The organism is Salmonella sp. SA14318 (assembly GCF_029866905.1).
Lineage (GTDB): Bacteria > Pseudomonadota > Gammaproteobacteria > Enterobacterales > Enterobacteriaceae > Salmonella > Salmonella enterica.
The window spans coordinates 1,111,983-1,135,894 of record NZ_CP123282.1 but is presented as its reverse complement, the minus strand read 5'-3'; the positions used below and the strand labels follow the sequence as shown (position 1 = coordinate 1,135,894).

At 53.3% G+C, this 23,912-nt stretch carries 26 protein-coding genes; 21 read left to right on the top strand and 5 right to left on the bottom strand.

The features are described 5' to 3' along the window. Window positions 1-9: 9 nt before the first annotated feature. The 8 genes from QEN32_RS05470 (at window position 10) to csiR (ending at window position 9,562) form a co-directional block, all read left to right on the top strand. Window positions 10-444: a tripartite tricarboxylate transporter TctB family protein gene (locus QEN32_RS05470; RefSeq protein WP_001574835.1), complete on the top strand. Its 435-nt coding sequence runs from the start codon at window positions 10-12 to the stop codon at window positions 442-444. A 10-nt stretch (window positions 445-454) separates the two neighbouring features. Further along, window positions 455-1,969 (top strand): tripartite tricarboxylate transporter permease, encoded by a 1,515-nt coding sequence (locus QEN32_RS05465; protein ID WP_000382034.1) that lies wholly within the window; start codon window positions 455-457, stop codon window positions 1,967-1,969. A gap of 303 nt (window positions 1,970-2,272) precedes the next feature. After that, window positions 2,273-3,250, top strand: coding sequence for a glutarate dioxygenase GlaH (glaH, locus tag QEN32_RS05460; RefSeq protein WP_000993100.1), 978 nt, complete (start codon window positions 2,273-2,275; stop codon window positions 3,248-3,250). A 25-nt stretch (window positions 3,251-3,275) separates the two neighbouring features. After that, the gene (gene lhgO, locus QEN32_RS05455) at window positions 3,276-4,544 is read left to right on the top strand and encodes an L-2-hydroxyglutarate oxidase (RefSeq protein WP_265321980.1); all 1,269 of its coding nucleotides are present in this window, start codon (window positions 3,276-3,278) and stop codon (window positions 4,542-4,544) included. A 21-nt stretch (window positions 4,545-4,565) separates the two neighbouring features. Beyond that, complete coding sequence (gene gabD, locus QEN32_RS05450) at window positions 4,566-6,014, top strand: NADP-dependent succinate-semialdehyde dehydrogenase (RefSeq protein WP_140236132.1); 1,449 nt, start codon at window positions 4,566-4,568, stop codon at window positions 6,012-6,014. Between the two features lie 14 nt (window positions 6,015-6,028). Then, window positions 6,029-7,312 carry a 4-aminobutyrate--2-oxoglutarate transaminase gene (gene gabT / locus QEN32_RS05445; RefSeq protein WP_023201823.1) on the top strand — a complete coding sequence of 428 codons (1,284 nt, stop codon included), beginning with the start codon at window positions 6,029-6,031 and terminating at the stop codon, window positions 7,310-7,312. A gap of 130 nt (window positions 7,313-7,442) precedes the next feature. Next, window positions 7,443-8,843: a GABA permease gene (gene gabP, locus QEN32_RS05440; RefSeq protein WP_000531282.1), complete on the top strand. Its 1,401-nt coding sequence runs from the start codon at window positions 7,443-7,445 to the stop codon at window positions 8,841-8,843. A 41-nt stretch (window positions 8,844-8,884) separates the two neighbouring features. Next, window positions 8,885-9,562: a DNA-binding transcriptional regulator CsiR gene (gene csiR, locus QEN32_RS05435; RefSeq protein WP_000126152.1), complete on the top strand. Its 678-nt coding sequence runs from the start codon at window positions 8,885-8,887 to the stop codon at window positions 9,560-9,562. Window positions 9,563-9,583: 21 nt separating this feature from the next. On the opposite strand, the gene lysM is transcribed toward csiR, so the two are convergent. Both lysM and QEN32_RS05425 read right to left on the bottom strand, forming a co-directional pair. Beyond that, complete coding sequence (gene lysM, locus QEN32_RS05430; RefSeq protein WP_000522406.1) at window positions 9,584-10,033, bottom strand: peptidoglycan-binding protein LysM; 450 nt, start codon at window positions 10,031-10,033, stop codon at window positions 9,584-9,586. A gap of 99 nt (window positions 10,034-10,132) precedes the next feature. Continuing rightward, the gene (locus QEN32_RS05425) at window positions 10,133-10,291 is read right to left on the bottom strand and encodes a YqaE/Pmp3 family membrane protein (protein ID WP_000508175.1); all 159 of its coding nucleotides are present in this window, start codon (window positions 10,289-10,291) and stop codon (window positions 10,133-10,135) included. 182 nt (window positions 10,292-10,473) lie between these two features. Between QEN32_RS05425 and QEN32_RS05420 the strand changes: the two genes are divergently transcribed. From QEN32_RS05420 to QEN32_RS05410, 3 genes are all read left to right on the top strand, one after another. After that, window positions 10,474-10,773, top strand: a complete 300-nt coding sequence (locus tag QEN32_RS05420) for a metalloregulator ArsR/SmtB family transcription factor (protein ID WP_001749413.1) — start codon at window positions 10,474-10,476, stop codon at window positions 10,771-10,773. 9 nt (window positions 10,774-10,782) lie between these two features. Then, complete coding sequence (locus QEN32_RS05415) at window positions 10,783-11,310, top strand: rhodanese family protein (protein ID WP_000022011.1); 528 nt, start codon at window positions 10,783-10,785, stop codon at window positions 11,308-11,310. 78 nt (window positions 11,311-11,388) lie between these two features. Then, complete coding sequence (locus QEN32_RS05410; RefSeq protein ID WP_000494942.1) at window positions 11,389-11,568, top strand: hypothetical protein; 180 nt, start codon at window positions 11,389-11,391, stop codon at window positions 11,566-11,568. Between the two features lie 89 nt (window positions 11,569-11,657). On the opposite strand, the gene stpA is transcribed toward QEN32_RS05410, so the two are convergent. Next, a complete protein-coding gene (stpA, locus tag QEN32_RS05405; RefSeq protein WP_001051100.1) occupies window positions 11,658-12,059 on the bottom strand; it encodes a DNA-binding protein StpA in 402 nt (133 codons plus the stop codon). Between the two features lie 898 nt (window positions 12,060-12,957). On the opposite strand from stpA, the gene alaE reads away from it, so the two are divergent. Then, complete coding sequence (gene alaE / locus QEN32_RS05400) at window positions 12,958-13,407, top strand: L-alanine exporter AlaE (RefSeq protein ID WP_000492671.1); 450 nt, start codon at window positions 12,958-12,960, stop codon at window positions 13,405-13,407. 34 nt (window positions 13,408-13,441) lie between these two features. Here alaE and QEN32_RS05395 read toward each other — a convergent pair whose 3' ends face one another. After that, complete coding sequence (locus tag QEN32_RS05395; RefSeq protein ID WP_000281304.1) at window positions 13,442-13,792, bottom strand: DUF2002 family protein; 351 nt, start codon at window positions 13,790-13,792, stop codon at window positions 13,442-13,444. A 161-nt stretch (window positions 13,793-13,953) separates the two neighbouring features. Here QEN32_RS05395 and QEN32_RS05390 point away from each other — a divergent pair, with 161 nt between their 5' ends. Beyond that, complete coding sequence (locus tag QEN32_RS05390) at window positions 13,954-14,280, top strand: DUF883 domain-containing protein (RefSeq protein WP_001519557.1); 327 nt, start codon at window positions 13,954-13,956, stop codon at window positions 14,278-14,280. Window positions 14,281-14,363: 83 nt separating this feature from the next. Here the strand turns inward: QEN32_RS05390 and QEN32_RS05385 are convergent, their stop codons facing one another. Continuing rightward, a complete protein-coding gene (locus QEN32_RS05385; protein WP_265321979.1) occupies window positions 14,364-15,698 on the bottom strand; it encodes a PLP-dependent aminotransferase family protein in 1,335 nt (444 codons plus the stop codon). Window positions 15,699-15,786: 88 nt separating this feature from the next. Here QEN32_RS05385 and QEN32_RS05380 point away from each other — a divergent pair, with 88 nt between their 5' ends. The 8 genes from QEN32_RS05380 to proX all read left to right on the top strand — a co-directional run bounded on the left by QEN32_RS05380 (window position 15,787) and on the right by proX (window position 23,908). Then, the gene (locus tag QEN32_RS05380; protein WP_000209807.1) at window positions 15,787-16,218 is read left to right on the top strand and encodes a carboxymuconolactone decarboxylase family protein; all 432 of its coding nucleotides are present in this window, start codon (window positions 15,787-15,789) and stop codon (window positions 16,216-16,218) included. A gap of 271 nt (window positions 16,219-16,489) precedes the next feature. Further along, window positions 16,490-16,735 (top strand): glutaredoxin-like protein NrdH, encoded by a 246-nt coding sequence (gene nrdH / locus QEN32_RS05375; RefSeq protein WP_000028870.1) that lies wholly within the window; start codon window positions 16,490-16,492, stop codon window positions 16,733-16,735. Continuing rightward, window positions 16,732-17,142 carry a class Ib ribonucleoside-diphosphate reductase assembly flavoprotein NrdI gene (gene nrdI / locus QEN32_RS05370; protein ID WP_001275401.1) on the top strand — a complete coding sequence of 137 codons (411 nt, stop codon included), beginning with the start codon at window positions 16,732-16,734 and terminating at the stop codon, window positions 17,140-17,142. Before nrdH ends, nrdI begins: the two co-directional genes overlap by 4 nt. Then, window positions 17,115-19,259 carry a class 1b ribonucleoside-diphosphate reductase subunit alpha gene (gene nrdE, locus QEN32_RS05365; protein ID WP_061383879.1) on the top strand — a complete coding sequence of 715 codons (2,145 nt, stop codon included), beginning with the start codon at window positions 17,115-17,117 and terminating at the stop codon, window positions 19,257-19,259. Before nrdI ends, nrdE begins: the two co-directional genes overlap by 28 nt. 10 nt (window positions 19,260-19,269) lie before the next feature. Next, entirely contained in the window at window positions 19,270-20,229 is a 960-nt protein-coding gene (gene nrdF / locus QEN32_RS05360) for a class 1b ribonucleoside-diphosphate reductase subunit beta (RefSeq protein WP_000777903.1), read from the top strand. A 354-nt stretch (window positions 20,230-20,583) separates the two neighbouring features. Further along, window positions 20,584-21,786: a glycine betaine/L-proline ABC transporter ATP-binding protein ProV gene (proV, locus tag QEN32_RS05355; protein WP_000985529.1), complete on the top strand. Its 1,203-nt coding sequence runs from the start codon at window positions 20,584-20,586 to the stop codon at window positions 21,784-21,786. Continuing rightward, on the top strand, window positions 21,779-22,843 hold the full coding sequence (gene proW / locus QEN32_RS05350) for a glycine betaine/L-proline ABC transporter permease ProW (protein ID WP_000775021.1): 1,065 nt from the start codon (window positions 21,779-21,781) through the stop codon (window positions 22,841-22,843). Before proV ends, proW begins: the two co-directional genes overlap by 8 nt. A gap of 69 nt (window positions 22,844-22,912) precedes the next feature. Then, a complete protein-coding gene (gene proX, locus QEN32_RS05345) occupies window positions 22,913-23,908 on the top strand; it encodes a glycine betaine/L-proline ABC transporter substrate-binding protein ProX (protein WP_001216613.1) in 996 nt (331 codons plus the stop codon). Window positions 23,909-23,912 lie beyond the last annotated feature (4 nt).

Below are 23,912 nucleotides of genomic sequence, written 5' to 3'. Positions count from 1 at the left end.
GCGGAGGCAATGATGAGCGATCGTATCTTTGCGGGTATCTGGCTGTTGCTCTGTATCGCCGGGCTATTCATCGCCTGGCAGATCCAAAGCGAATACAGCTATGAACCCGTCGGCCCCCGCCCTTTTCCGCTGGGGATTATCGGCCTGATGGCGCTCTGCGCGCTGGCGCTGTTATTGCGCCATCCCGACACGGTTAGCTGGCCGCGCCGCCATGTTCTGCAAAAGCTAATTACCATGATCATCATCCTGTTGATGTATGCCTGGGGATTCGAATGGCTGGGTTTTCCCATCGCCACCGCGCTTCTCACCATGGTTATCGGGATGCTGTTCGGCGCCACGATTCCGGCGGCGGGTATCTCCGGCGCGGTATTAGGCATTCTGCTGTGGTATGCCTTTGACCGGCTGCTTGATGTCACCTTACCTCTCGGCGCCTGGCTGAGTTAACGGAGCAACGATGGATACCTGGATATATCTTTCTCAGGGCTTTGCGGTGGCGATGACGCCGGAAAACCTGGTTATCGCGTTGATTGGCTGCTTCGTGGGCACGATCGTCGGTCTGCTGCCGGGCCTGGGACCGATCAACGGCGTGGCAATCTTACTGCCGCTGGCCTTTGCGTTGCATCTGCCTGCGGAGTCGGCGCTAATTCTGCTGGCGACGGTGTACATTGGCTGTGAGTATGGCGGCAGGATCTCCTCCATATTGCTCAACGTCCCCGGCGATGCGGCGGCGATCATGACGGCGCTGGACGGTTACCCGATGGCGCAACAAGGGAAAGGCGGCGTAGCGCTGTCGATTTCCGCAGTCAGCTCGTTTTTCGGTTCATTAATCGCTATCGGCGGCATCATTCTGTTCGCCCCTTTACTGGCGCAATGGTCGCTGGCCTTTGGTCCTGCGGAATATTTCGCCTTAATGGTTTTTGCCATCGCCTGTCTTGGCAGCATGATGGCGCAAAACCCGCTTAAATCATTTCTGGCAGCGCTGATCGGTCTTGGCCTTGCGACCGTCGGCGTAGACGCCAACACCGGGGTTTATCGCTTTACCTTTGACAGCGTTCATCTTTCCGACGGCGTACAGTTTATCGTCGTGGTGATCGGCCTGTTCTCGGTATCAGAAATACTTTTAATGCTGGAACATACCAGCAGCGGGCAAACAATGGTCCGCAAAACGGGTCGAATGTTGTTCAACCTGAAAGAAGGCGCGCAGTGTATCGGCACCACCCTGCGTTCTTCGGTAATCGGCTTTTTTGTCGGCGTATTGCCCGGCGCCGGGGCGACCATCGCCAGCGCCATTACCTATATGACCGAGAAAAAACTCAGCGGCAACAGCGATAGCTTCGGCAAAGGGGATATTCGCGGCGTCGCGGCGCCGGAGGCGGCAAACAACGCCTCTGCCTGCGGCTCCTTCATCCCGATGCTGACGCTGGGCGTTCCCGGTTCCGGCACTACGGCAGTGATGATGGGGGCGCTGACGCTGTACAACATCACTCCAGGCCCGGCGATGTTCACCGAACAGCCGGATATCGTCTGGGGACTCATCGCTGCGCTGCTGATTGCGAACGTGATGCTGCTGATCATGAATATCCCGTTGATCGGTCTGTTCACCCGTATGCTCACCATTCCGCTGTGGTTCCTGGTACCCGCCATCGCTGCCGTATCGGCGGTAGGGGTGTATGCGGTACACAGCACCACCTTCGATCTGGTGCTGATGGTCGCACTCGGCGTGTTAGGGTACATTTTACGTAAAATGCACTTCCCCATGTCGCCGCTGATCCTGGGATTCGTACTGGGGGAAATGCTGGAGCAAAACCTGCGTCGCGCACTCTCCATCAGTAACGGCAATATGGCGATTTTGTGGCAAAGCGGCGTTGCCAAAGCCCTGCTGATCATGGCGATCATGGTCATTGTCGTACCGCCAGTGTTACGTCTGATCCGTAAACACAGCCGTAAACCGCAGGTTGACGCCGGTTAATTGACTGCTGAAATACGTTGTACTTGTCCGGCCTACGCGCTCATGTGCCAGGCCGGGCAACCCCGCCAGCATCACTCTTTCCATAACTCGCTCATTTTACCCCCCTTCTTGCCGTTGTCAGGCTCGTGGCGCCGTTAACCTCACCCTTCGCATTGTTAAATATTTGTTGTTTTTGATCACAATAATTAAACAAAAGCGGTTATTTCATACGCGCTCCTGGAAAATGTCGATATTTTTAATTTATGGCTACGAAATGAGCATCGCCATGTCTCCCTGACCATCTTACCGAGAGGAATGATTCTGATGAATGCACTGACTGCCGTAAAAGCGAACACAGATGATTTAGCCCAACGCCATACTGGTTTCACTCTTGCCCCTTCGGCGCAGTCGCCGCGCCTGCTGGCGTTAACGTTTACGGCGGATACCACAAGACAATTTCTCCATCAGGTTGCGCAGTGGCCGGTGCAGGCGCTGGAATACAAATCTTTCTTACGTTTCAAAATCGGCAAGATCCTCGACGATCTGTGCGGCAATCAGCTACAACCGCTGTTGATCAAAACGCTCCTCAACCGTGCACAAGGCGCGCTGTTGATCAGCGCCGAAGGGATCGATGATGTCGCACAGGCAGAAGAGATGGTCAAACTGGCGACGGCGGTGGCGCATCTTATTGGTCGCTCCAACTACGATGCGATGAGCGGCCAGTATTACGCGCGTTTCGTGGTCAAAAACGTCGACAACTCCGACAGTTATCTGCGCCAGCCCCACCGCGTAATGGAACTGCACAATGACGGTACCTATGTTGAGGAGGTGACCGACTACGTGCTGATGATGAAAATCGACGAACAAAATATGGAAGGCGGTAATTCGCTGCTGCTGCACCTTGATGACTGGGAACATCTGGAGTCGTTTTTTACCCATCCGCTGGCGCGTCGCGTCATGCGCTGGGCGGCGCCGCCAAGCAAGAATGTTAGCCATGACGTCTGGCACCCGGTGTTTGATGTCGACCAACAAGGCCGCCCGGTCATGCGTTATATCGACCAGTTCGTCCAGCCAAAAGACTTTGAAGAAGGCGTCTGGCTCAGCGAGCTTTCAGACGCGCTGGAAACCAGTCAAAACATCCTCTCCGTGCCGGTACCGGTCGGCAAATTCCTGCTGATTAACAATCTGTTCTGGCTACATGGACGCGATCGTTTTACGCCGCATCCTGACTTGCGTCGCGAACTGATGCGCCAGCGCGGTTACTTCGCCTACGCCGCCAGCCATTATCAAACTCACCAATAAGCGCCACGGCGAAGGAATTACGCGGATGTATGATTTTGTGATTATCGGCGGCGGCATTATCGGCATGTCGACCGCCATGCAACTTATTGATGTCTACCCGGATGCGCGCATCGCGTTGCTGGAAAAAGAGTCCGCGCCAGCCTGCCACCAGACCGGGCATAACAGCGGCGTGATCCATGCCGGGGTGTACTACACGCCCGGCAGCCTCAAAGCGCGGTTTTGTCTGGCAGGCAATCAGGCGACCAAAACCTTTTGCGATCAAAACAACATCCGCTACGACACCTGCGGCAAAATGTTGGTCGCCACCTCGGAGCTGGAAATGGCGCGGATGCGCACGCTATGGGAGCGGACGGCGGCCAACGGCTTAGAGCGCGAGTGGTTAAGCGCGGCGGAGCTGCGTGAACGCGAACCCAATATCGTTGGCCTGGGCGGGATTTTTGTCCCTTCCAGCGGGATTGTCAGCTATCGCGATGTCGCGACGGCCATGGCGAACCGCTTTCAGGCCAAAGGCGGCGAGATCATCTACCATGCCGAGGTCAGCGCGCTGACAGAACATGCCGCTGGCGTTGTTATTCGCACCTCGCAAGGTCGGGAAATCGAAACCGCTACGCTTATCGGCTGTGCAGGGCTGATGGCGGATCGGCTGGTCAAAATGCTGGGCGTGGAGCCCGGTTTTATTATCTGCCCTTTCCGCGGCGAGTACTTTCGTCTGGCCCCGCGACACAACCGGATCGTTAACCATTTGATCTACCCGATCCCCGATCCGGCAATGCCGTTTCTCGGCGTCCATCTTACCCGCATGATCGATGGCAGCGTTACGGTCGGGCCGAATGCGGTGCTGGCGCTTAAACGCGAAGGCTACCGTAAGCGCGACGTTTCCTTCACCGACACCCTGGAGATTTTCCGCTCCGCCGGCATTCGCCGCGTACTGCAAAACCATCTGCTTTCCGGGCTGGGCGAGATGAAAAACTCGCTGTGCAAAAGCGGCTATTTGCGGCGAGTACAAAAGTATTGCCCCAGCCTGACCGTCAACGATCTCCAGCCCTGGCCGGCAGGCGTGCGGGCGCAGGCGGTTTCACCGGACGGCAAACTGATTGATGATTTTCTGTTTGTCACGACGCCGCGTTCCATTCACACCTGTAACGCCCCCTCCCCGGCGGCGACATCCGCGATACCTATCGGCGCGCATATCGTCAGCAAAGTTCAGGCGCTACGCGCAAGCCAGAGCAACCCCGGACGTACGCTGCGTGCGGCACGCAGCGTGGACGCATTACACGCCGCATTTACCCGTTAACCCTTCAGACAGGAAGCAATTATGCAACTTAACGACTCTACCCTGTTCCGCCAGCAGGCCTTTATCGATGGCGACTGGCGCGACGCGCGCGGCGGCGATGTCATCCCCGTGAGCAACCCCGCCAACGGGAAACCGCTCGGCAATGTGCCCAAAATGGGGGCGGAAGAGACGCGCGACGCCATCAACGCCGCCAATCGCGCCCTGCCCGCCTGGCGCGCGCTCACCGCCAAAGAGCGAGCCAATATCCTGCGTCGCTGGTTCAATCTGATGATGGAACATCAGGACGATTTGGCGCGTCTGATGACGCTGGAACAGGGTAAACCGCTGGCGGAAGCGAAAGGCGAAATTAGCTACGCCGCCTCGTTTATTGAATGGTTCGCCGAAGAGGGGAAGCGTATCTATGGCGACACGATTCCAGGCCATCAGGCCGATAAACGGCTGCTGGTGATTAAACAGCCCATCGGCGTCACCGCCGCGATTACCCCGTGGAACTTTCCCTCGGCAATGATCACCCGTAAAGCCGGCCCCGCGCTGGCCGCAGGCTGCACAATGGTACTCAAACCCGCCAGCCAGACGCCGTTTTCCGCGCTGGCGCTGGCGGAACTGGCCCAGCGCGCCGGAATTCCCGCAGGCGTATTTAACGTCGTTACCGGTTCGGCAGGCGATATCGGCGGCGAGCTGACCAGCAACCCGCTGGTACGCAAACTGTCGTTTACCGGCTCGACGGAGATTGGCCGCCAGCTGATGGAACAATGCGCCAAAGACATTAAAAAAGTGTCGCTGGAGTTGGGCGGCAATGCGCCGTTTATCGTCTTTGACGATGCCGATCTGGATAAAGCCGTCGAAGGCGCGCTGGCTTCGAAGTTTCGCAACGCCGGGCAGACCTGTGTCTGCGCCAATAGATTGTATGTTCAGGACGGCGTTTACGAGCGTTTTGCGGAAAAACTCAACCAGGCGGTAAATAAGCTCGCGGTCGGCGACGGCCTGCAAGCCGACGTCGCTATCGGGCCGCTGATTGATGAAAAAGCCGTGGCGAAAGTCCAGGAGCATATCGCCGACGCGCTGGAAAAAGGCGCCCGCGTCATTACGGGCGGTGAAGCGCACAAATTGGGCGGCAACTTTTTTCAACCGACCATTCTGGCGGATGTTCCTGATAACGCGAAAGTCGCCAAAGAAGAGACATTCGGGCCGCTCGCGCCTCTGTTCCGCTTCAGCGACGAGGCGGATGTCATCAGACAGGCTAACGATACCGAGTTCGGCCTGGCAGCCTATTTTTATGCACGCGATTTAAGCCGCGTTTTCCGCGTCGGCGAAGCGCTGGAATACGGCATCGTCGGTATTAATACCGGCATTATCTCCAACGAAGTCGCGCCTTTCGGCGGTATTAAGGCCTCCGGATTAGGCCGTGAAGGTTCCAAATACGGCATCGAAGATTATTTAGAAATCAAATATATGTGCATCGGCCTTTAACAGGAGAGTCGCTAATGAATACCAATAACGCTTTAATGCAGCGCCGTCATAACGCCGTTCCTCGCGGCGTGGGCCAGATTCACCCGATTTTCGCCGAGCGGGCGGAAAATTGTCGGGTCTGGGATGTCGAAGGCCGTGAGTATCTCGATTTCGCGGGCGGCATTGCCGTCCTGAACACCGGTCATTTACATCCGGGCATTGTTTCAGCGGTCGAAGCGCAGTTGAAGAAATTGTCGCATACCTGTTTTCAGGTGCTGGCCTATGAACCGTACCTGGCGTTGTGCGAACGCATGAACCAGAAGGTACCGGGCGATTTCGCCAAAAAAACGTTGCTGGTCACGACCGGTTCAGAAGCGGTTGAAAACGCGGTGAAAATCGCCCGCGCGGCGACAAAACGCAGCGGCGCTATCGCGTTTAGCGGCGCTTACCACGGTCGTACCCACTACACGCTCTCTCTGACCGGGAAAGTACACCCGTACTCTGCTGGTATGGGATTGATGCCAGGCCATGTCTACCGCGCGCTTTATCCTTGCCCGCTACACAACATCAGCGACGACGACGCGATCGCCAGCATTGAACGCATCTTTAAAAATGATGCCGCGCCGGAAGATATCGCCGCCATTATTATTGAGCCGGTACAGGGCGAAGGCGGATTTTACGCTGCCTCTCCCGCGTTTATGCAGCGACTGCGCGCGCTATGCGACCAACACGGCATTATGTTGATTGCCGACGAAGTGCAAAGCGGCGCGGGCCGGACCGGTACGCTGTTCGCCATGGAACAGATGGGCGTTGCGGCAGATATAACCACGTTTGCGAAATCGATCGCCGGCGGCTTTCCGCTGGCAGGCGTTACCGGCCGGGCAGACGTGATGGACGCTATCGCGCCGGGCGGGCTGGGCGGCACCTATGCCGGAAACCCGATTGCCTGCGCCGCCGCGCTGGCGGTACTGGACATTTTCGAGCAGGAAAATTTACTGCAAAAGGCGAATACGCTTGGCAACACGCTGCGCGATGGCCTGATGGAGATAGCGGAAACGCACCGTGAGATTGGCGACGTGCGCGGACTGGGCGCCATGATCGCCATTGAGTTGTTTGAAAATGGCGACCCCGGCAAACCGAACGCGGCTCTGACCGCCGACATTGTGACCCGCGCCCGCGAGAAAGGGTTAATTCTGCTCTCCTGCGGTCCTTACTACAACATCTTGCGCATCCTCGTTCCACTCACTATTGAGGCCTCGCAGATTCGACAAGGCCTGGAGATTATCGCCCGGTGCTTTGATGAGGCGAAACAAGCGTAATGTCCAATAAGCAGCGTCGGATGGCGACGTAACTGTCTTATCCGGCCTACAAAAACCGTTTCGATTGTAGGCCGAATTAAGCCAGGCGCCATCCGGTAAACGAGCGCAATAACAATAAAGAGGTTTTAGGATGGGGCAATTGTCAGAATCACATGCATTAGGGGGCGGGCTGAAATCACGCCACGTCACCATGTTATCGATCGCCGGCGTCATCGGCGCCAGCCTGTTTGTCGGTTCCAGCGTGGCGATTGCGGAGGCCGGCCCTGCGGTACTGCTGGCCTATCTGTTCGCAGGACTTTTAGTCGTCATGATTATGCGAATGCTGGCTGAAATGGCCGTCGCCACGCCGGATACCGGTTCTTTTTCCACCTATGCGGATAAAGCGATCGGCCCCTGGGCCGGGTATACCATCGGCTGGTTATACTGGTGGTTTTGGGTGCTGGTTATTCCGCTGGAGGCCAATATTGCCGCCATTATTCTGAATTCATGGATACCGGGTATTCCGGTGTGGCTATTTTCATTAGTGATTACGCTTGCCTTAACCGGAAGCAATTTATTGAGCGTCAAAAATTACGGCGAGTTCGAATTCTGGCTGGCGCTATGTAAAGTAATTGCCATTCTGGCGTTTATCGCGCTGGGCGCGACGGCGATTAGCGGTTTTTATCCGTATGCCGAGGTAAGCGGTATCTCCCGGCTCTGGGATCACGGCGGTTTTATGCCTAACGGCTTCGGCGCGGTGTTAAGCGCCATGTTGATCACCATGTTCTCTTTTATGGGCGCGGAAATCGTCACTATTGCTGCCGCGGAATCCGATACGCCGGATAAACATATCGTACGCGCCACCAATTCTGTTATCTGGCGAATTTCCATCTTTTACCTGTGTTCCATTTTTGTGGTGGTGGCGCTGATCCCGTGGAATATGCCGGGTCTGAAAAGCGTAGGTTCGTACCGCTCGGTACTGGAGCTGCTTCATATTCCGCACGCAAAATTCATTATGGACTGCGTGATTTTGTTGTCGGTGACCAGTTGTCTGAACTCCGCATTATATACCGCCTCCCGGATGCTCTATTCCCTTAGCCGCCGCGGCGATGCGCCTGCGATAATGGGAAAAACTAACCGTAGCAAAACGCCCTGGGTAGCGGTCCTCCTCTCTACCGGCGCGGCGTTTTTAACCGTTATCGTCAATTATTATGCCCCGGCAAAAGTGTTTAAATTTCTTATCGACAGTTCCGGCGCCATCGCGCTGTTGGTCTATCTGGTGATTGCGATTTCGCAATTGCGGATGCGTAAAATTCTGCTGGCGCAGGGCGGAGAAATTAAGTTGAAAATGTGGCTTTATCCGTGGCTCACCTGGCTGGTTATCGGCTTTATCTGCTTTGTCCTGGTGGTGATGCTATTTCGACCGGCACAGCAACTAGAAGTCATTTCAACGGGGCTGTTAGGGCTGGGCATAATAGGTACTGTCCCCATTATGTCTCGCTGGAAAAAACTGATAAGGTGGCAAAAAGCCCCCCTGCAAAACCTACGTTAGTTATTCCCGGCGTCAGCCGGGAAGCTTCTCAGGAGTAAAAGATGACCGCCCTTTCCCAACCGACGGCCATAGATGGCTATCGCTGGCTTAAAAATGACATTATTCGCGGCACTTATCAGCCGGATGAGAAACTGCGGATGAGTTTATTAACCGCCCGCTATGCGCTCGGCGTAGGGCCGCTGCGTGAGGCGCTGTCGCAACTGGTGGCGGAACGGCTGGTCACCGTGGTGAATCAAAAAGGCTATCGCGTGGCATCCATGTCAGAGGCGGAACTCCTCGATATTTTTGACGCGCGCGCCAATATGGAAGCGATGCTGGTACGCCTGGCGATTGAACGCGGCGATGATGCGTGGGAGGCGGAGATCCTGGCGCGAGCGCATATGCTCAGTAAACTGGAAGCCAGCGATGCCAGTGAACATATGCTCGATGAATGGGATCAGCGCCACCAGGCGTTTCATTCCGCCATTGTCGCCGGGTGCGGCTCCCATTACTTGCTACAGATGCGCGAACGCTTATTTGACCTGGCGGCCCGCTACCGCTTTATTTGGTTACGTGAAACCGTTCTGTCCGTCGAGATGCTGGAAGATAAACATATCCAGCATCACACGCTAACCGAAGCGATACTGGCGCGCGAGGCGGCACGCGCCAGCGAATTAATGCGTCAGCATTTGCTGACGCCGATTCCCATTATTCGCCAGGCGATGGCAGGAAAAATGTAGCCTGGCGCGGCCTGATAGCCATTATTCTTCAGGAATACGCAACACTTGTCCCGGATATATTTTTTCCGGGCTTTTCAGCATCGGTTTATTTGCCTCGAAGATTTTATTATACAGATTGGCGTTACCATACACTTGCTTTGAAATAGCGCTCAGGGTGTCGCCTGATTTTACGGTATAAAACTGACTTTCAGCCGCCGGCGTCGTGGTTTTAACCTGATCGTCAACACTGCTAATCCCGGCGATATTCCCCACGGCAACCAGGATTTTTTCTTTTGCCTCCTGACTCAGCCCATCACCCGTCACTGTCGCTTTTCCATCAGCAATTTGCACATTCACTTTGTCAGCGTCGGGTATTCCCGTTTTATTTAAATGTTCCTGGACTTTTTTCGCCTGATCGTCCTTATCATGATTAGCGGTTACCGCGTCCCAGAGTTTTTCACCTGCATCTTTTACAAAATTGAAAAGTCCCATATTCACCTCGCTTGTCAAAAATACACACAAAGAAAAGTGTAGCAGAGGGAATGAGGTTATCCTGATAAGCGGCGCTTATGCGCCGCCGGTGGCCGGTAATTAATGACGCATCTGAACCCAAAATGCGTGGATAAGCCCCGGAATATATCCGAGTAATGTCAGCAGGATATTAAGGATAAATGCCCAACCGAACCCTTTTCCTAAAAGTACGCCGAGCGGAGGCAAAATAATCGTAAATACAATTCTCCAGAAACCCATATACACTCCATACAAGCAAAATTAGTCATTGTTTAAAAAGAGATTTTATCTCTAAGCATAGTCAGTTTACCTGAGCCTGCCAGTCACGCGCCGCGCTTTTACCCTCCTTTACGCTCTTTACGCTGGCATTAGGTTGACGTTTATTTTAGAATTAACTAAATTTAGAAAATGCTTAAATAACTATGACAGAGCTTGAACAACTTCAGTCCAGCGCAGAACAGGCGGCGGCCCTGCTCAAAGCGATGAGCCACCCAAAAAGATTACTGATTTTATGTATGCTTTGCGGTTCGCCAAAAACCAGCGCAGGCGAACTGGCGCGCATTACCGGGCTAAGCCCCTCCGCGACGTCGCAACATCTGGCGCGGATGCGGGAAGAAGGGCTGATTGATAGTCAACGCGATGCCCAGCGCATTCACTATTTCATTAAAAATGAGGCGGTTAATACGATTATCGCCACGTTAAAGAATCTCTATTGTCCATAAGGAGGCACGATGTCCATTGGGATAGTTTCCCCCCGTGAGGCGCAAGCGCTGATAGCGCAAGGCGCGAAACTGATTGATGTGCGCGACGCCGATGAATATCTGCGCGAGCATATTCCACATGCGCAACTGGCGCCGCTCTCCCGGCTTGAACAGGGCGATTTGCCCGCCAACCTGCGAGCGGAACAGATTATTTTTCACTGTCAGTCAGGTAAACGAACCAGCAGCAATGCAGCAAAACTACAGGCCATTGCCGCCCCTGCTCAGGTCAGTCTACTGGAAGGCGGCATCGACGGATGGAAAGCGGCAGGATTGCCCGTCACAGAAGACAAATCGCAACCGTTGCCGCTGATGCGTCAGGTGCAAATCGCCGCCGGCGGGTTGACGTTGCTTGGGGTGATTCTTGGCTATACGGTCCACGGCGGCTTTTTCCTCATTAGTGGTTTTGTCGGGGCCGGGTTAATGCTGGCAGGCATGACCGGCTTCTGCGGAATGGCGCGACTACTGGAAAAAATGCCCTGGAATACCCGTACTCATTAAGCGGTACCTTCACCGCGCGTCGGTAGGTGTGTAGTAGACTGAAGGCGGGTTTATACCATTGTTCAACAGGAGAGCGTGATGTTCACACCAGGCGATATCGTACAGCCCCGAATGGGTGGGCCGAAACTGAAAGTGATTGAAGTCAACGAGGATCATATTGTCGCGGTACAGGTCGGTAATGAGCCGGGTGAAAAATTGATCCTCAAAGCAGCAGATGTCACCCCCTATTGCGAAGAGGGCGATTTTGGCGTGTGCTGATTTATCAGAATGAGCATGGCGCAACGTTCCCTGAGTCCCGGTTAATAGAGACAGGAAACGAAGCGCCATCTGTTAAAGGTTATCCGTGATTAGATTAAGAAATCATCCAGAGATTTCCCCGCCGCCAGCGCCTGGGCAATCGGTTTAGGCGTACGACCTTGTCCGGTCCAGGTTTTTTCTTCGCCATTGAAATCAGTAAAACGATATTTTGCCGGACGCGGCTGGCGCTTTTTAGCAGAACGCGGCATTGCTGAATCCATGGCAAATAACTCTTCCGGGTTAATACCGTCTGCTTTCATCAGCTCCAGAAAGGCATTAATTTTCTCCTGCTTCTCGGCAAGCTGGCGTTGCTGCAATTCTTCTTCTTCGCGTCTTTCTTTAGTGACAACCCTGAATTTTTCGAGCATTTCTTCAAGAACGTCAATGGAGAATTCGCGAGCCATAGCGCGCAGCGTGCGGATATTATTTAAGTTCTGTAACATCAAATTCATATCAATAAAAACCTTTTAACGCAGAAAACAAAAACTATTACAGGCGGTATTGTATGCGATTATTGATTATATTTCCAGATCCTAAAGTTCATACAGATATACTCAGTATAACTCGATTAATTATATTAATCTGTTAACCAGAAGGTTATATTCATTACCCCCTGTGTGTTTCAGGTTATTCTGCCTACGGTATATCTGTAGGTTTCCCGTTCGGCTGTTTATACCCTTCATTCTTCAAGTTGCTTATGTGTTGGCTACGGATTACCCGGCTCATCCATGGGCCTCGCCCTGACGGGTCGTCGCACGCGACGTTCAAATCTGCTCCCGGCAGATTTGTCGCTCCCCACAGTCACATCGTTATCTATACTCCTGGGGACTCACTCCCTTGCCGCCTTTAAGCAACTCGAAATCCATAGCGTATATAGCGTATTGCGTATCTCAGTAACCACGGTGACCCTCACGGTGGCTGACCTTATACAGAAGTGAATATTTCAGCACAATAAGAGATTAACCATTCAAAAATCATCATCAGAGCTTTATGCTAAAAATCAGCCTGCAATAGCTATAATTATGCTGAGAAAAGTAGAGCGCGTGCCGTTAGCCGAGAATACATCGCATCTGACAACATTTGGAATGTGGCTGAAAATCGCCAGAAAAACAATGCATTATAATGCATTGATTTAAAAGTAATTAATAACTAACAACAACGAAAATCTCGCCGCGAGCAAAAAACACACAACCACAGAGTATTTTATCGACAAAAAGTCTATAAATAAAAATATTGCACTAGTTGATAGTTATTATATAGGGATATACTCTATGCAAAGACAAAAGTGCTTTATGATTTCACTACCAACCATCACCTCATTCTGATTGATACGCTACAAGGAGCATTAACATGTTCTCTCCACAGTCACGCTTGCGTCATGCCGTAGCAGACACGTTTGCGATGGTTGTTTACTGTTCTGTTGTGAACATGTTGATCGAGATATTCCTCTCCGGAATGAGCTTTGAGCAGTCGCTTTCTTCCAGGCTGGTGGCGATACCTGTCAACATTTTGATTGCATGGCCATACGGCGTTTACCGCGATCTGATTATGCGCGTCGCGCGTAAGGCAAGCCCGGCGGGATGGGTCAAAAACCTGGCGGATGTATTGGCTTATGTCACCTTTCAGTCACCCGTTTATATTATCATCTTGCTGACCGTCGGTGCCGGCTGGCATCAGATAGTGGCCGCCGTGAGTTCAAACATTGTTGTTTCAATGTTAATGGGCGCGGTTTATGGCTACTTCCTGGATTATTGTCGCCGCCTGTTTAAAGTGAGCAGCTATCATCAGGCTAAGGCGTAAGTTAGCGTCGCGACTGGCATTGCCAGTCGCGCTTTTAGTCGCTTTTTTCGTCGCCAAAAAGCCCGTTCAGATAACGTTCTAACGCTATTCGGGAGCTAAAGCCGTGGGGAATACCGTAATGTTCGTGGGTCTCGCCGCCTAAATAGAGCGGAAAATTTTGGTAATGATCGCAGGTTTTAATATCCGAAGCCGGGTCAGCCAGTGATGAGCTACGGTCTTTTAATCTGGGGTGAATGATCAGCGCGGTACGCCCCATACGCGCCTCGCGGTTAACATAAACATAATTCTCGCCGCGTCGATAACCATACGTCTTATTCGTCACCACATCGACGGTAAACCCTGCCTTTTCCAGTACCCGCGCCACCTCGTCAGGTCGTAAATACATATTTTATCCTCATTCTCTTTTACTGCGGGCTTACCTTACCCGATAGCGCGTTATCAACGCTTTCAGAAAAGTCCAGAAACGCATGATATCGCCGTAACAAGCCTCAGCAGGTAAAAATATGAACTACACTGAAAGCTACATCGAAATCAATGGAGGATCATATGCTTAACAAACCGAACCGAAACGACGTCGATGATGGTGTTCAGGATATTCAGAATGATGTCAATCGATTAGCCGACAGTCTGGAAGATGTCCTTAAATCCTGGGGAAGCGATGCGAAAGACGAAGCCGAGGCTGCGCGACGTAAAGCACAGGCGTTGCTGAAAGAGACCCGGGCGCGGATGCAGGGTCGTACTCGCGTAAAACAAGCCGCCTGTGATGCGATGGGGTGCGCGGATACGTTTGTGCGTGAAAAACCCTGGTGCAGCGTAGGAACCGCCGCAGCGGTAGGGATTTTTATCGGGGCGCTGCTTAGCCTGCGTCGCTAACGACGTGCGCTGCCGGATGGCGACATACTTTATTGGGCCTGCATCATTGCCGCAGGCCCAGGTCGCGCCATTCGGCGAAACGGTTACTGTATCGCCTGTCGAAGCTGCCATGCGACCTGTTTCGCCATGCCAGCGGAAGTAATATTGGTAAACGACAGTAAAATGCCCCCCTTTCCTGACGAAACCACTCGCCAACGGCTTAGCGCCTGTACCGCCAGTCCGGCCTGATTCGCTTTTGCTACCTGCGCTTTATCATCGTCTTCAACCTCAATAACCAATTGAATACCGCCTTTCTGTAATGTCACGACAAATCCCTGTTCTGCCAGCGCCTCTTCAATCCATAACCGTCGCTGAGCATAATGTTGACGCATCTTTTTCAGATGCCGCCAGAAATGGCCATCACGGATAAAATCAGCCAGCGTGTGCTGCCATAACAACGGTACGCTACAGGGCATCAGCGACGCCTGCTGGCGGAAATGCTCAATCTGCTTTATCGGCACCACCAGCCAGGCGGTACGTAATGCCGGAAAGAGCGACTTACTGAACGTTCCGGCGTAAATCACTCGCTGCGGGGCATCCAGACTCTTGAGCGGCGGAAGCGGTTTACCGTGATAACGAAATTCGCTGTCGTAGTCATCTTCAATAATCCAGGCCTGCACATTCGCCGCCCATGCCAGAAGTTGCCGTCGGCGAGTTAACGACAGCGCCACCCCCAACGGACTTTGATGGGCGGGCGTCACCAATGCAAAGCGTCCCTGCGGGCAATCCCGCATCCCCGCCGCGACATTCAGCCCATCGGCATCGACCGGAATCGGCGCCAGCGTAATCCCCTCCTGCGTTATCACCGGGCGAATTAACGGAAAGCCGGGATCTTCCACCCACATGCTGTCTCCCGGCACAGACAATGTACGCAGGATTAGCCGCATAGAATCCGCATATCCGGAGGTAATAAATACCTGTTCCGGCAGGCATTCAATGCTACGCGAAACCCGCAGGTAATCGACTATCGCTTGGCGCAAAATCACCTCGCCGCAGACGTCGCCTAATGCCAGATCGAAGCGCGTCTGCGTGCGCAACCGACGTCCCATCACTCGCGCCCACTTCTCGCGTGGAAAGAGATCCAGCGCCGGTAACCCCATCTGAAAGGGTTTCGGTTCCGGACTTTCTCCGGCAAAAACAGCAGGTATCGGCGGCGCCGTCTCAAACCGTAGAGCGTTGCTCACAAACGTGCCTGCCTGGCCACGTCGCTCCAGCCAGCCCTGCGCCACCAGCTCGCCATAGGCATTTTCCACCGTGGCGCGAGAAACGCCAAGTTCCTGCGCCCACGTCCGACTGGAAGGCAAACGCGTTCCGGGCGCGAGTTCTCCTTGCTCAATGGCCGTTTTTAACTGACGAGCGATGTGCTGATAGCGCGGCATATGGTCTGCTTTTTCTGTAAAAATATGGCCCTCTTTTACAGACCATTATAGTGCTACAGTGCTCGTCATCAACACGAGGAGAAACATGATGACAACGTTACGCCAACCCTATTATGAACTGAGCCCGGAGGTTTATAGCGCTCTGGTGCAGGCGAAAAACGCGCTGGAAAAGAGCACGCTTGACCTCACTCTGATGGAGCTGATTTACCTGCGTGTTTCGCAAATAAATGGCTGTGCATTTTGCCTGGAGATGCACAGTAAAGCGCTGCGTAAGGCTGGCGTAAATCAAGCTAAATTAGATGCGCTGGCAGGATGGCGGGTAAGCCACCATTTCAGCGAGCAAGAGTGCGCGGCGTTAGCCTGGGCGGAATCGGTGACGCACATTGCTGAAACCCACGCCGAAGATAATGTTTACCTGCCGCTGCTCGATCATTTCAGCGCGCGTGAAATCAGCGATCTGACCTTCGCCATCGGTTTAATGAACTGCTTTAACCGTCTGGCGATCGGTATGCGAATGTGACGCATTGTTGCCGGATGGCGCTGATGTCAGCCAACTCTGTTATGCGTCAACCTGCAGGCCGGAGCGGGCGTTCACGCCGCCATCCGGCAAAAATTAGCCATGCCGCCCCTACCCCGCTGCGTTCATCAGCGGCGTTAAAATCAATCGAAAATTCCCATATCTTGTATGGTTGAATCTTAATTCAACTACATCTAGTATTTCCTGTATCAACACCCGACAATCCGACGCGTTTCATCGCGCCGTTTTCTCATTTTAAATGGAAATACGAATCATGAGCATTACTATTTACACTCGCAATAACTGTGTTCAGTGCCACGCCACAAAGCGGGCGATGGAAAGCCGTGGATTTGAATTTGAGATGGTGAACGTCGATCTGGTGCCGGATGCAGCGGATACGCTCCGGGCGCAAGGATTTCGTCAATTACCGGTGGTGATGGCGGGCGATTTGAGCTGGTCTGGCTTCCGCCCGGACATGATTAACCGTCTGCACCCGACACCCCACGCGGCAAACGCATGAGCGCGCTCGTCTACTTCTCCAGCAGCTCTGAAAATACGCACCGTTTTATGCAGCGTCTGGGGCTGCCTGCCACGCGTATTCCGCTCAATGAACGGGAGCGAATTCAGGTAGACGAACCGTACATTCTGGTTGTGCCGTCATACGGCGGCGGCGGGATGGCCGGTGCGGTGCCGCGACAGGTGATCCGCTTTTTAAATGATGAACACAACCGGGCGCGCATTCGCGGCGTCATTGCCTCCGGTAACCGCAATTTCGGCGATGCCTGGGGATGCGCTGGCGATGTGATAGCACAAAAATGCGGCGTACCCTGGCTGTACCGCTTTGAGCTCATGGGCACACAACGCGACATCGATAACGTCCGAAAAGGAGTAAATGAATTTTGGCAACAACTACCCCGGAGCGCGTAATGCAGGAAACCATGGATTACCACGCCCTGAACGCGATGCTGAATCTTTATGATAAAGCAGGCCATATTCAGTTCGACAAGGACCAGCAGGCGATCGACGCCTTCTTTGCCGCCCACGTCCGCCCGCATTCCGTGACGTTTGCCAGCCAGCATGAACGTCTGGAGACGCTGGTTCGGGAAGGGTATTACGATGACGCCGTCCTCGCGCGTTACGACCGCGCCTTCGTCCTTCGCCTGTTCGAGCACGCCCATGCCAGCGGCTTTCGCTTCCAGACGTTTCTTGGCGCCTGGAAGTTCTATACCAGTTACACGCTGAAAACCTTCGACGGCAAACGTTATCTGGAACACTTTGAAGATCGGGTGACAATGGTGGCGTTGACGCTGGCGCAGGGTGACGAAACGCTGGCCACCCAACTGACCGATGAAATGCTTTCTGGTCGCTTTCAGCCCGCTACCCCGACTTTTTTAAATTGCGGCAAACAGCAGCGTGGGGAACTGGTCTCCTGCTTCCTGCTCCGTATCGAAGACAATATGGAGTCGATCGGGCGGGCGGTGAATTCGGCGCTACAACTCTCCAAACGCGGCGGCGGCGTCGCGTTTTTACTCTCCAATCTGCGCGAGGCGGGCGCGCCGATCAAACGCATTGAGAATCAGTCTTCCGGCGTGATCCCGGTGATGAAAATGCTGGAAGACGCGTTTTCGTATGCCAACCAGCTTGGCGCGCGCCAGGGGGCCGGCGCGGTTTATCTCCATGCGCACCATCCGGATATTCTGCGTTTTCTGGATACCAAACGGGAAAATGCCGACGAAAAAATCCGGATCAAAACGCTCTCTCTCGGCGTGGTGATCCCGGATATCACCTTCCGGCTGGCGAAAGAAAACGCGAAAATGGCGCTCTTTTCGCCCTATGACGTACAACGACGCTACGGCAAACCGTTTGGCGATATCGCCATTAGCGAACGGTACGATGAATTAATTGCCGATCCGCACGTGCGTAAAACCTATATTAACGCCCGTGACTTTTTTCAAACACTGGCGGAGATTCAGTTCGAATCCGGGTATCCCTACATCATGTTTGAAGATACGGTAAACCGCGCGAATCCCATTGCTGGTCGCATTAATATGAGCAACCTGTGCTCAGAAATTTTACAGGTCAATAGCGCCTCCCGTTACGACGATAACCTTGACTATACCCACATCGGGCATGACATTTCCTGCAATCTCGGCTCGCTGAATATCGCTCACGTCATGGATTCACCGGACATTGGTCGTACCGTAGAAACCGCTATTCGCGGCCTGACGGCGGTGTCGGACATGAGCCATATACGCAGCGTACCCTCAATAGCCGCCGGTAATGCCGCCTCTCATGCCATCGGTCTGGGCCAGATGAATCTGCATGGCTATCTGGCGAGAGAAGGCATTGCCTACGGTTCGCCGGAGGCGTTGGATTTCACCAATTTCTATTTTTACACCATTACCTGGCATGCCGTGCACACTTCAATGCGGCTGGCCCGCGAACGCGGCAAAACCTTCGCCGGATTTGCGCAGTCGCGCTATGCCAGCGGCGACTATTTTACGCAGTATTTACAGGACGACTGGCAACCGAAAACGGCGAAAGTCAGGACGCTATTTGCCCGTAGCGGCATTACGTTGCCCACACGAGAAATGTGGCTAAAGCTGCGCGACGATGTGATGCGCTATGGCATCTATAACCAAAATTTGCAGGCGGTGCCGCCGACCGGTTCGATTTCTTACATTAATCATGCGACCTCCAGCATTCATCCGATTGTGGCCAAAATTGAGATTCGCAAAGAGGGCAAAACCGGGCGTGTGTATTACCCCGCGCCGTTTATGACCAATGAAAATCTGGACATGTATCAGGATGCTTACGATATCGGTCCGGAAAAAATTATTGATACCTATGCCGAGGCCACGCGCCACGTCGATCAAGGGCTGTCGCTCACCTTGTTTTTCCCCGATACCGCCACGACCCGCGATATCAACAAGGCGCAGATCTATGCCTGGCGAAAAGGTATTAAGTCACTGTATTACATCCGGCTTCGCCAGTTGGCGCTGGAAGGTACTGAAATTGAAGGCTGCGTATCCTGCGCGCTATAAGGAAAGCCATATGAAATTATCTCGTATTAGCGCCATCAACTGGAACAAGATCCAGGACGACAAAGATCTGGAGGTGTGGAACCGGCTGACCAGTAACTTCTGGCTGCCGGAAAAAGTGCCGTTATCGAATGATATTCCGGCCTGGCAGACGCTGAGCGCCGCCGAACAGCAGCTCACTATTCGCGTGTTTACGGGTCTTACGCTGCTCGACACTATCCAGAACATCGCTGGCGCGCCGTCGTTAATGGCAGATGCCATCACGCCGCATGAAGAGGCAGTGCTGTCGAACATCAGCTTTATGGAAGCGGTACACGCCCGCTCTTACAGTTCTATTTTTTCCACGCTGTGCCAGACGAAAGAGGTTGATGCCGCCTACGCCTGGAGCGAAGAAAACCCGCCGCTTCAGCGTAAGGCGCAGATTATTTTGGCTCATTACGTCAGCGATGAACCGCTAAAGAAAAAAATTGCCAGCGTCTTTTTAGAGTCTTTTCTGTTCTATTCCGGCTTCTGGCTGCCAATGTATTTCTCCAGCCGCGGTAAGCTCACGAACACTGCCGACCTGATTCGTTTAATCATTCGCGATGAAGCGGTTCACGGTTATTATATTGGCTATAAGTATCAGATAGCGCTACAAAAACTATCGGCAATCGAGCGTGAAGAGTTAAAGCTTTTCGCGCTGGATTTATTGATGGAACTGTACGACAACGAAATCCGCTACACAGAAGCGTTATATGCGGAAACCGGCTGGGTTAACGACGTCAAAGCCTTCTTGTGCTACAACGCCAATAAAGCCTTAATGAACCTGGGTTATGAGGCGTTATTTCCGCCGGAGATGGCAGACGTGAATCCCGCAATCCTTGCCGCGCTCTCGCCGAATGCCGACGAAAACCATGATTTCTTTTCCGGCTCAGGTTCATCTTATGTGATGGGGAAAACAGTCGAAACCGAAGACGAAGACTGGAATTTTTAACCTTGCGGGCATGGGAAATAACGTTACATTTTCCATGCCTTTATTTCAAGCAATACCGGGTTAAATCGCGCAAATATTACAACATGTCCTACACTCAATACGAGTGACATTATTCACCTGGATTCCTCCAATTCAGGTGGATTTTTGCTGGTTGTCTCAAAAAATATCTCTCCCTCCCCATTCGCGTTCAGCCCTTATATCATGGGAAATCACAGCCGATAGCACCTCGCAATATTCATGCCAGAAGCAAATTCAGGGTTGTCTCAGATTCTGAGTATGTTAGGGTAGAAAAAGGTAACTATTTCTATCAGGTAACATATCGACATAAGTAAATAACAGGAATCATTCTATTGCATGGCAATTAAATTAGAAGTGAAGAATCTGTATAAAATATTTGGAGAGCATCCACAGCGTGCCTTCAAATATATTGAAAAGGGACTATCGAAAGAGCAAATACTGGAAAAAACGGGGCTATCGCTTGGCGTTAAAGACGCCAGTCTGGCCATTGAAGAAGGCGAGATATTTGTCATCATGGGATTATCCGGTTCGGGTAAATCCACAATGGTACGCCTTCTCAATCGCCTGATTGAACCCACCCGCGGACAGGTACTGATCGACGGCGTTGATATTGCCAAAATATCAGACGCTGAGCTTCGCGAGGTGCGCAGGAAAAAGATTGCGATGGTCTTCCAGTCATTTGCGCTCATGCCGCATATGACCGTGCTGGATAATACGGCATTCGGTATGGAATTAGCGGGCATCGCGGCGCAAGAGCGTCGCGAAAAAGCGCTGGACGCCTTGCGTCAGGTGGGGCTTGAAAATTACGCTCACGCCTATCCGGATGAACTTTCCGGTGGGATGCGTCAGCGTGTTGGGCTTGCCCGCGCGCTGGCAATCAACCCTGATATCTTATTAATGGATGAAGCGTTTTCCGCCCTCGATCCATTAATTCGTACCGAGATGCAGGATGAGCTGGTGAAATTACAGGCGAAACATCAGCGCACCATTGTCTTTATTTCCCACGATCTTGATGAGGCTATGCGTATTGGCGACAGGATTGCCATTATGCAAAATGGCGAGGTCGTACAGGTTGGTACGCCGGATGAGATCCTGAATAATCCGGCAAATGATTATGTCCGCACGTTCTTCCGTGGCGTGGATATTAGTCAGGTCTTTAGCGCCAAAGATATTGCCCGTCGCAGTCCGGTCGGATTAATTCGTAAAACGCCAGGTTTTGGTCCCCGTTCGGCACTGAAATTATTACAGGACGAAGACCGTGAATATGGTTACGTCATTGAGCGTGGCAATAAATTCGTGGGCGTCGTGTCCATCGACTCATTAAAAGCGGCATTAAGCCAGGCGCAAGGGATTGAAGCGGCGCTTATCGACGACCCTTTAGTCGTTGATGCGCAAACCCCACTCAGCGAGTTGCTCTCTCACGTCGGTCAGGCGCCCTGCGCGGTGCCGGTTGTCGATGAAGAACACCAGTATGTTGGCATTATTTCAAAACGTATGTTGCTACAGGCTTTAGATCGCGAGGGGGGTAACAATGGCTGATCAAACGAATCCGTGGGATACCGCACAGGTGGCCGATACTACGACGCAAACGGCTGATGCCTGGGGAACACCGGCAGGCGTAGCCACGGACGGCGGCAGTACCGACTGGTTGAACAGCGCGCCCGCGCCAGCCCCTGAACACTTTTCTCTTCTGGACCCGTTCCATAAGACGCTAATCCCGCTGGATAGCTGGGTCACAGAGGGAATCGACTGGGTCGTCACCCATTTCCGTCCCCTTTTTCAGGGGATTCGTGTGCCGGTGGATTACATCCTTAACGGCTTTCAGCAACTGCTGCTGGGAATGCCCGCCCCTGTGGCGATTATTCTCTTTGCGCTGATTGCCTGGCAGGTTTCCGGCGTGGGCATGGGGATCGCAACGCTGATATCGCTGATCGCGATCGGCGCGATCGGTGCCTGGTCGCAGGCGATGATTACCCTGGCGCTGGTGTTGACCGCCCTGTTGTTCTGCGTCGTGATCGGATTACCGATGGGAATCTGGCTGGCGCGCAGCCCGCGTGCGGCCAAAATAGTTCGTCCGCTGCTGGATGCGATGCAGACCACGCCCGCGTTTGTCTATCTGGTGCCGATTGTCATGTTATTCGGCATCGGTAACGTGCCGGGCGTGGTGGTGACGATTATTTTTGCTCTACCGCCGATTATACGCCTGACGATCCTGGGCATTAACCAGGTGCCTGCCGACTTAATTGAAGCGTCGCGCTCGTTCGGCGCCAGCCCGCGCCAAATGTTGTTCAAAGTGCAGCTACCGCTGGCGATGCCCACCATTATGGCAGGCGTTAATCAGACGCTGATGCTGGCTCTCTCAATGGTCGTCATCGCCTCGATGATTGCGGTCGGTGGGCTTGGCCAGATGGTACTACGCGGCATTGGTCGTCTTGATATGGGGCTGGCAACCGTCGGCGGCGTCGGCATTGTGATTCTCGCCATCATTCTGGACCGTCTGACGCAGGCCGTCGGGCGCGACTCGCGTAGCCGTGGTAACCGTCGCTGGTATACCACCGGTCCTGTTGGGCTAATCACCCGCCCTTTCGTTAAGTAACTCTCCTGACGCCCGGTGACGCTACGCTTACCGGGCTTACAACTCCCTACCATAATTAAAGGAACAACGATGCGACATACTGTGATATTTGCCTCAGCGTTTGCCACCCTTGTCACCGCCAGCGCTTTCGCTGCCGACCTGCCTGGCAAAGGCATTACCGTTCAACCTATCCAAAGCACTATTTCTGAAGAGTCCTTCCAGACGTTACTGGTCAGCCGGGCGCTGGAAAAGTTGGGTTATACCGTAAATAAGCCGAGTGAAGTCGATTACAACGTAGGCTATACCTCCATCGCCTCTGGCGATGCGACGTTTACCGCCGTGAACTGGCAGCCGCTGCATGATGATATGTATGCCGCAGCAGGCGGAGACAAAAAGTTTTACCGCGAGGGCGTCTTCGTCTCCGGCGCTGCGCAGGGCTATCTGATCGATAAAAAAACCGCCGAGCAGTACAACATCACCAATATCGCTCAGCTAAAAGATCCGAAAATCGCCAAAATCTTCGATACCAATGGCGACGGAAAAGCGGACATGATGGGCTGCTCGCCGGGCTGGGGCTGCGAAGCCGTGATCAATCACCAGAATAAAGCGTTTGATCTGCAAAAAACCGTTGAGGTCAGCCACGGTAACTATGCGGCGATGATGGCTGATACCATTACCCGTTTTAAAGAAGGCAAGCCGGTGCTGTATTACACCTGGACCCCGTACTGGGTGAGCGACGTAATGAAGCCGGGTAAAGATGTCGTCTGGCTACAGGTGCCGTTCTCCTCTCTGCCGGGCGAACAGAAAAATATTGATACTAAACTGCCGAACGGCGCGAACTATGGGTTCCCGGTTAATACCATGCATATTGTCGCCAATAAGGCATGGGCGGAGAAAAACCCGGCGGCGGCGAAACTGTTCGCCATCATGAAGCTGCCGCTGGCGGATATCAACGCGCAGAACGCCATGATGCATGCCGGTAAATCGTCTGAAGCCGATGTTCAGGGCCACGTGGACGGCTGGATCAACGCCCACCAGCAGCAGTTTGACGGCTGGGTGAAAGAAGCGCTGGCCGCGCAGAAATAAGATC

What these genes read in the sequence shown, in the direction of transcription:
- QEN32_RS05470 (WP_001574835.1), top strand. Translation starts at nt 10, where the DNA reads ATGATGAGCGATCGTATCTTTGCGGGTATCTGGCTGTTGCTCTGTATC.
- QEN32_RS05465 (WP_000382034.1), top strand. Translation starts at nt 455, where the DNA reads ATGGATACCTGGATATATCTTTCTCAGGGCTTTGCGGTGGCGATGACG.
- glaH (WP_000993100.1), top strand. Translation starts at nt 2,273, where the DNA reads ATGAATGCACTGACTGCCGTAAAAGCGAACACAGATGATTTAGCCCAA.
- lhgO (WP_265321980.1), top strand. Translation starts at nt 3,276, where the DNA reads ATGTATGATTTTGTGATTATCGGCGGCGGCATTATCGGCATGTCGACC.
- gabD (WP_140236132.1), top strand. Translation starts at nt 4,566, where the DNA reads ATGCAACTTAACGACTCTACCCTGTTCCGCCAGCAGGCCTTTATCGAT.
- gabT (WP_023201823.1), top strand. Translation starts at nt 6,029, where the DNA reads ATGAATACCAATAACGCTTTAATGCAGCGCCGTCATAACGCCGTTCCT.
- gabP (WP_000531282.1), top strand. Translation starts at nt 7,443, where the DNA reads ATGGGGCAATTGTCAGAATCACATGCATTAGGGGGCGGGCTGAAATCA.
- csiR (WP_000126152.1), top strand. Translation starts at nt 8,885, where the DNA reads ATGACCGCCCTTTCCCAACCGACGGCCATAGATGGCTATCGCTGGCTT.
- lysM (WP_000522406.1), bottom strand. Translation starts at nt 10,033, where the DNA reads ATGGGACTTTTCAATTTTGTAAAAGATGCAGGTGAAAAACTCTGGGAC.
- QEN32_RS05425 (WP_000508175.1), bottom strand. Translation starts at nt 10,291, where the DNA reads ATGGGTTTCTGGAGAATTGTATTTACGATTATTTTGCCTCCGCTCGGC.
- QEN32_RS05420 (WP_001749413.1), top strand. Translation starts at nt 10,474, where the DNA reads ATGACAGAGCTTGAACAACTTCAGTCCAGCGCAGAACAGGCGGCGGCC.
- QEN32_RS05415 (WP_000022011.1), top strand. Translation starts at nt 10,783, where the DNA reads ATGTCCATTGGGATAGTTTCCCCCCGTGAGGCGCAAGCGCTGATAGCG.
- QEN32_RS05410 (WP_000494942.1), top strand. Translation starts at nt 11,389, where the DNA reads ATGTTCACACCAGGCGATATCGTACAGCCCCGAATGGGTGGGCCGAAA.
- stpA (WP_001051100.1), bottom strand. Translation starts at nt 12,059, where the DNA reads ATGAATTTGATGTTACAGAACTTAAATAATATCCGCACGCTGCGCGCT.
- alaE (WP_000492671.1), top strand. Translation starts at nt 12,958, where the DNA reads ATGTTCTCTCCACAGTCACGCTTGCGTCATGCCGTAGCAGACACGTTT.
- QEN32_RS05395 (WP_000281304.1), bottom strand. Translation starts at nt 13,792, where the DNA reads ATGTATTTACGACCTGACGAGGTGGCGCGGGTACTGGAAAAGGCAGGG.
- QEN32_RS05390 (WP_001519557.1), top strand. Translation starts at nt 13,954, where the DNA reads ATGCTTAACAAACCGAACCGAAACGACGTCGATGATGGTGTTCAGGAT.
- QEN32_RS05385 (WP_265321979.1), bottom strand. Translation starts at nt 15,698, where the DNA reads ATGCCGCGCTATCAGCACATCGCTCGTCAGTTAAAAACGGCCATTGAG.
- QEN32_RS05380 (WP_000209807.1), top strand. Translation starts at nt 15,787, where the DNA reads ATGACAACGTTACGCCAACCCTATTATGAACTGAGCCCGGAGGTTTAT.
- nrdH (WP_000028870.1), top strand. Translation starts at nt 16,490, where the DNA reads ATGAGCATTACTATTTACACTCGCAATAACTGTGTTCAGTGCCACGCC.
- nrdI (WP_001275401.1), top strand. Translation starts at nt 16,732, where the DNA reads ATGAGCGCGCTCGTCTACTTCTCCAGCAGCTCTGAAAATACGCACCGT.
- nrdF (WP_000777903.1), top strand. Translation starts at nt 19,270, where the DNA reads ATGAAATTATCTCGTATTAGCGCCATCAACTGGAACAAGATCCAGGAC.
- proV (WP_000985529.1), top strand. Translation starts at nt 20,584, where the DNA reads ATGGCAATTAAATTAGAAGTGAAGAATCTGTATAAAATATTTGGAGAG.
- proW (WP_000775021.1), top strand. Translation starts at nt 21,779, where the DNA reads ATGGCTGATCAAACGAATCCGTGGGATACCGCACAGGTGGCCGATACT.
- proX (WP_001216613.1), top strand. Translation starts at nt 22,913, where the DNA reads ATGCGACATACTGTGATATTTGCCTCAGCGTTTGCCACCCTTGTCACC.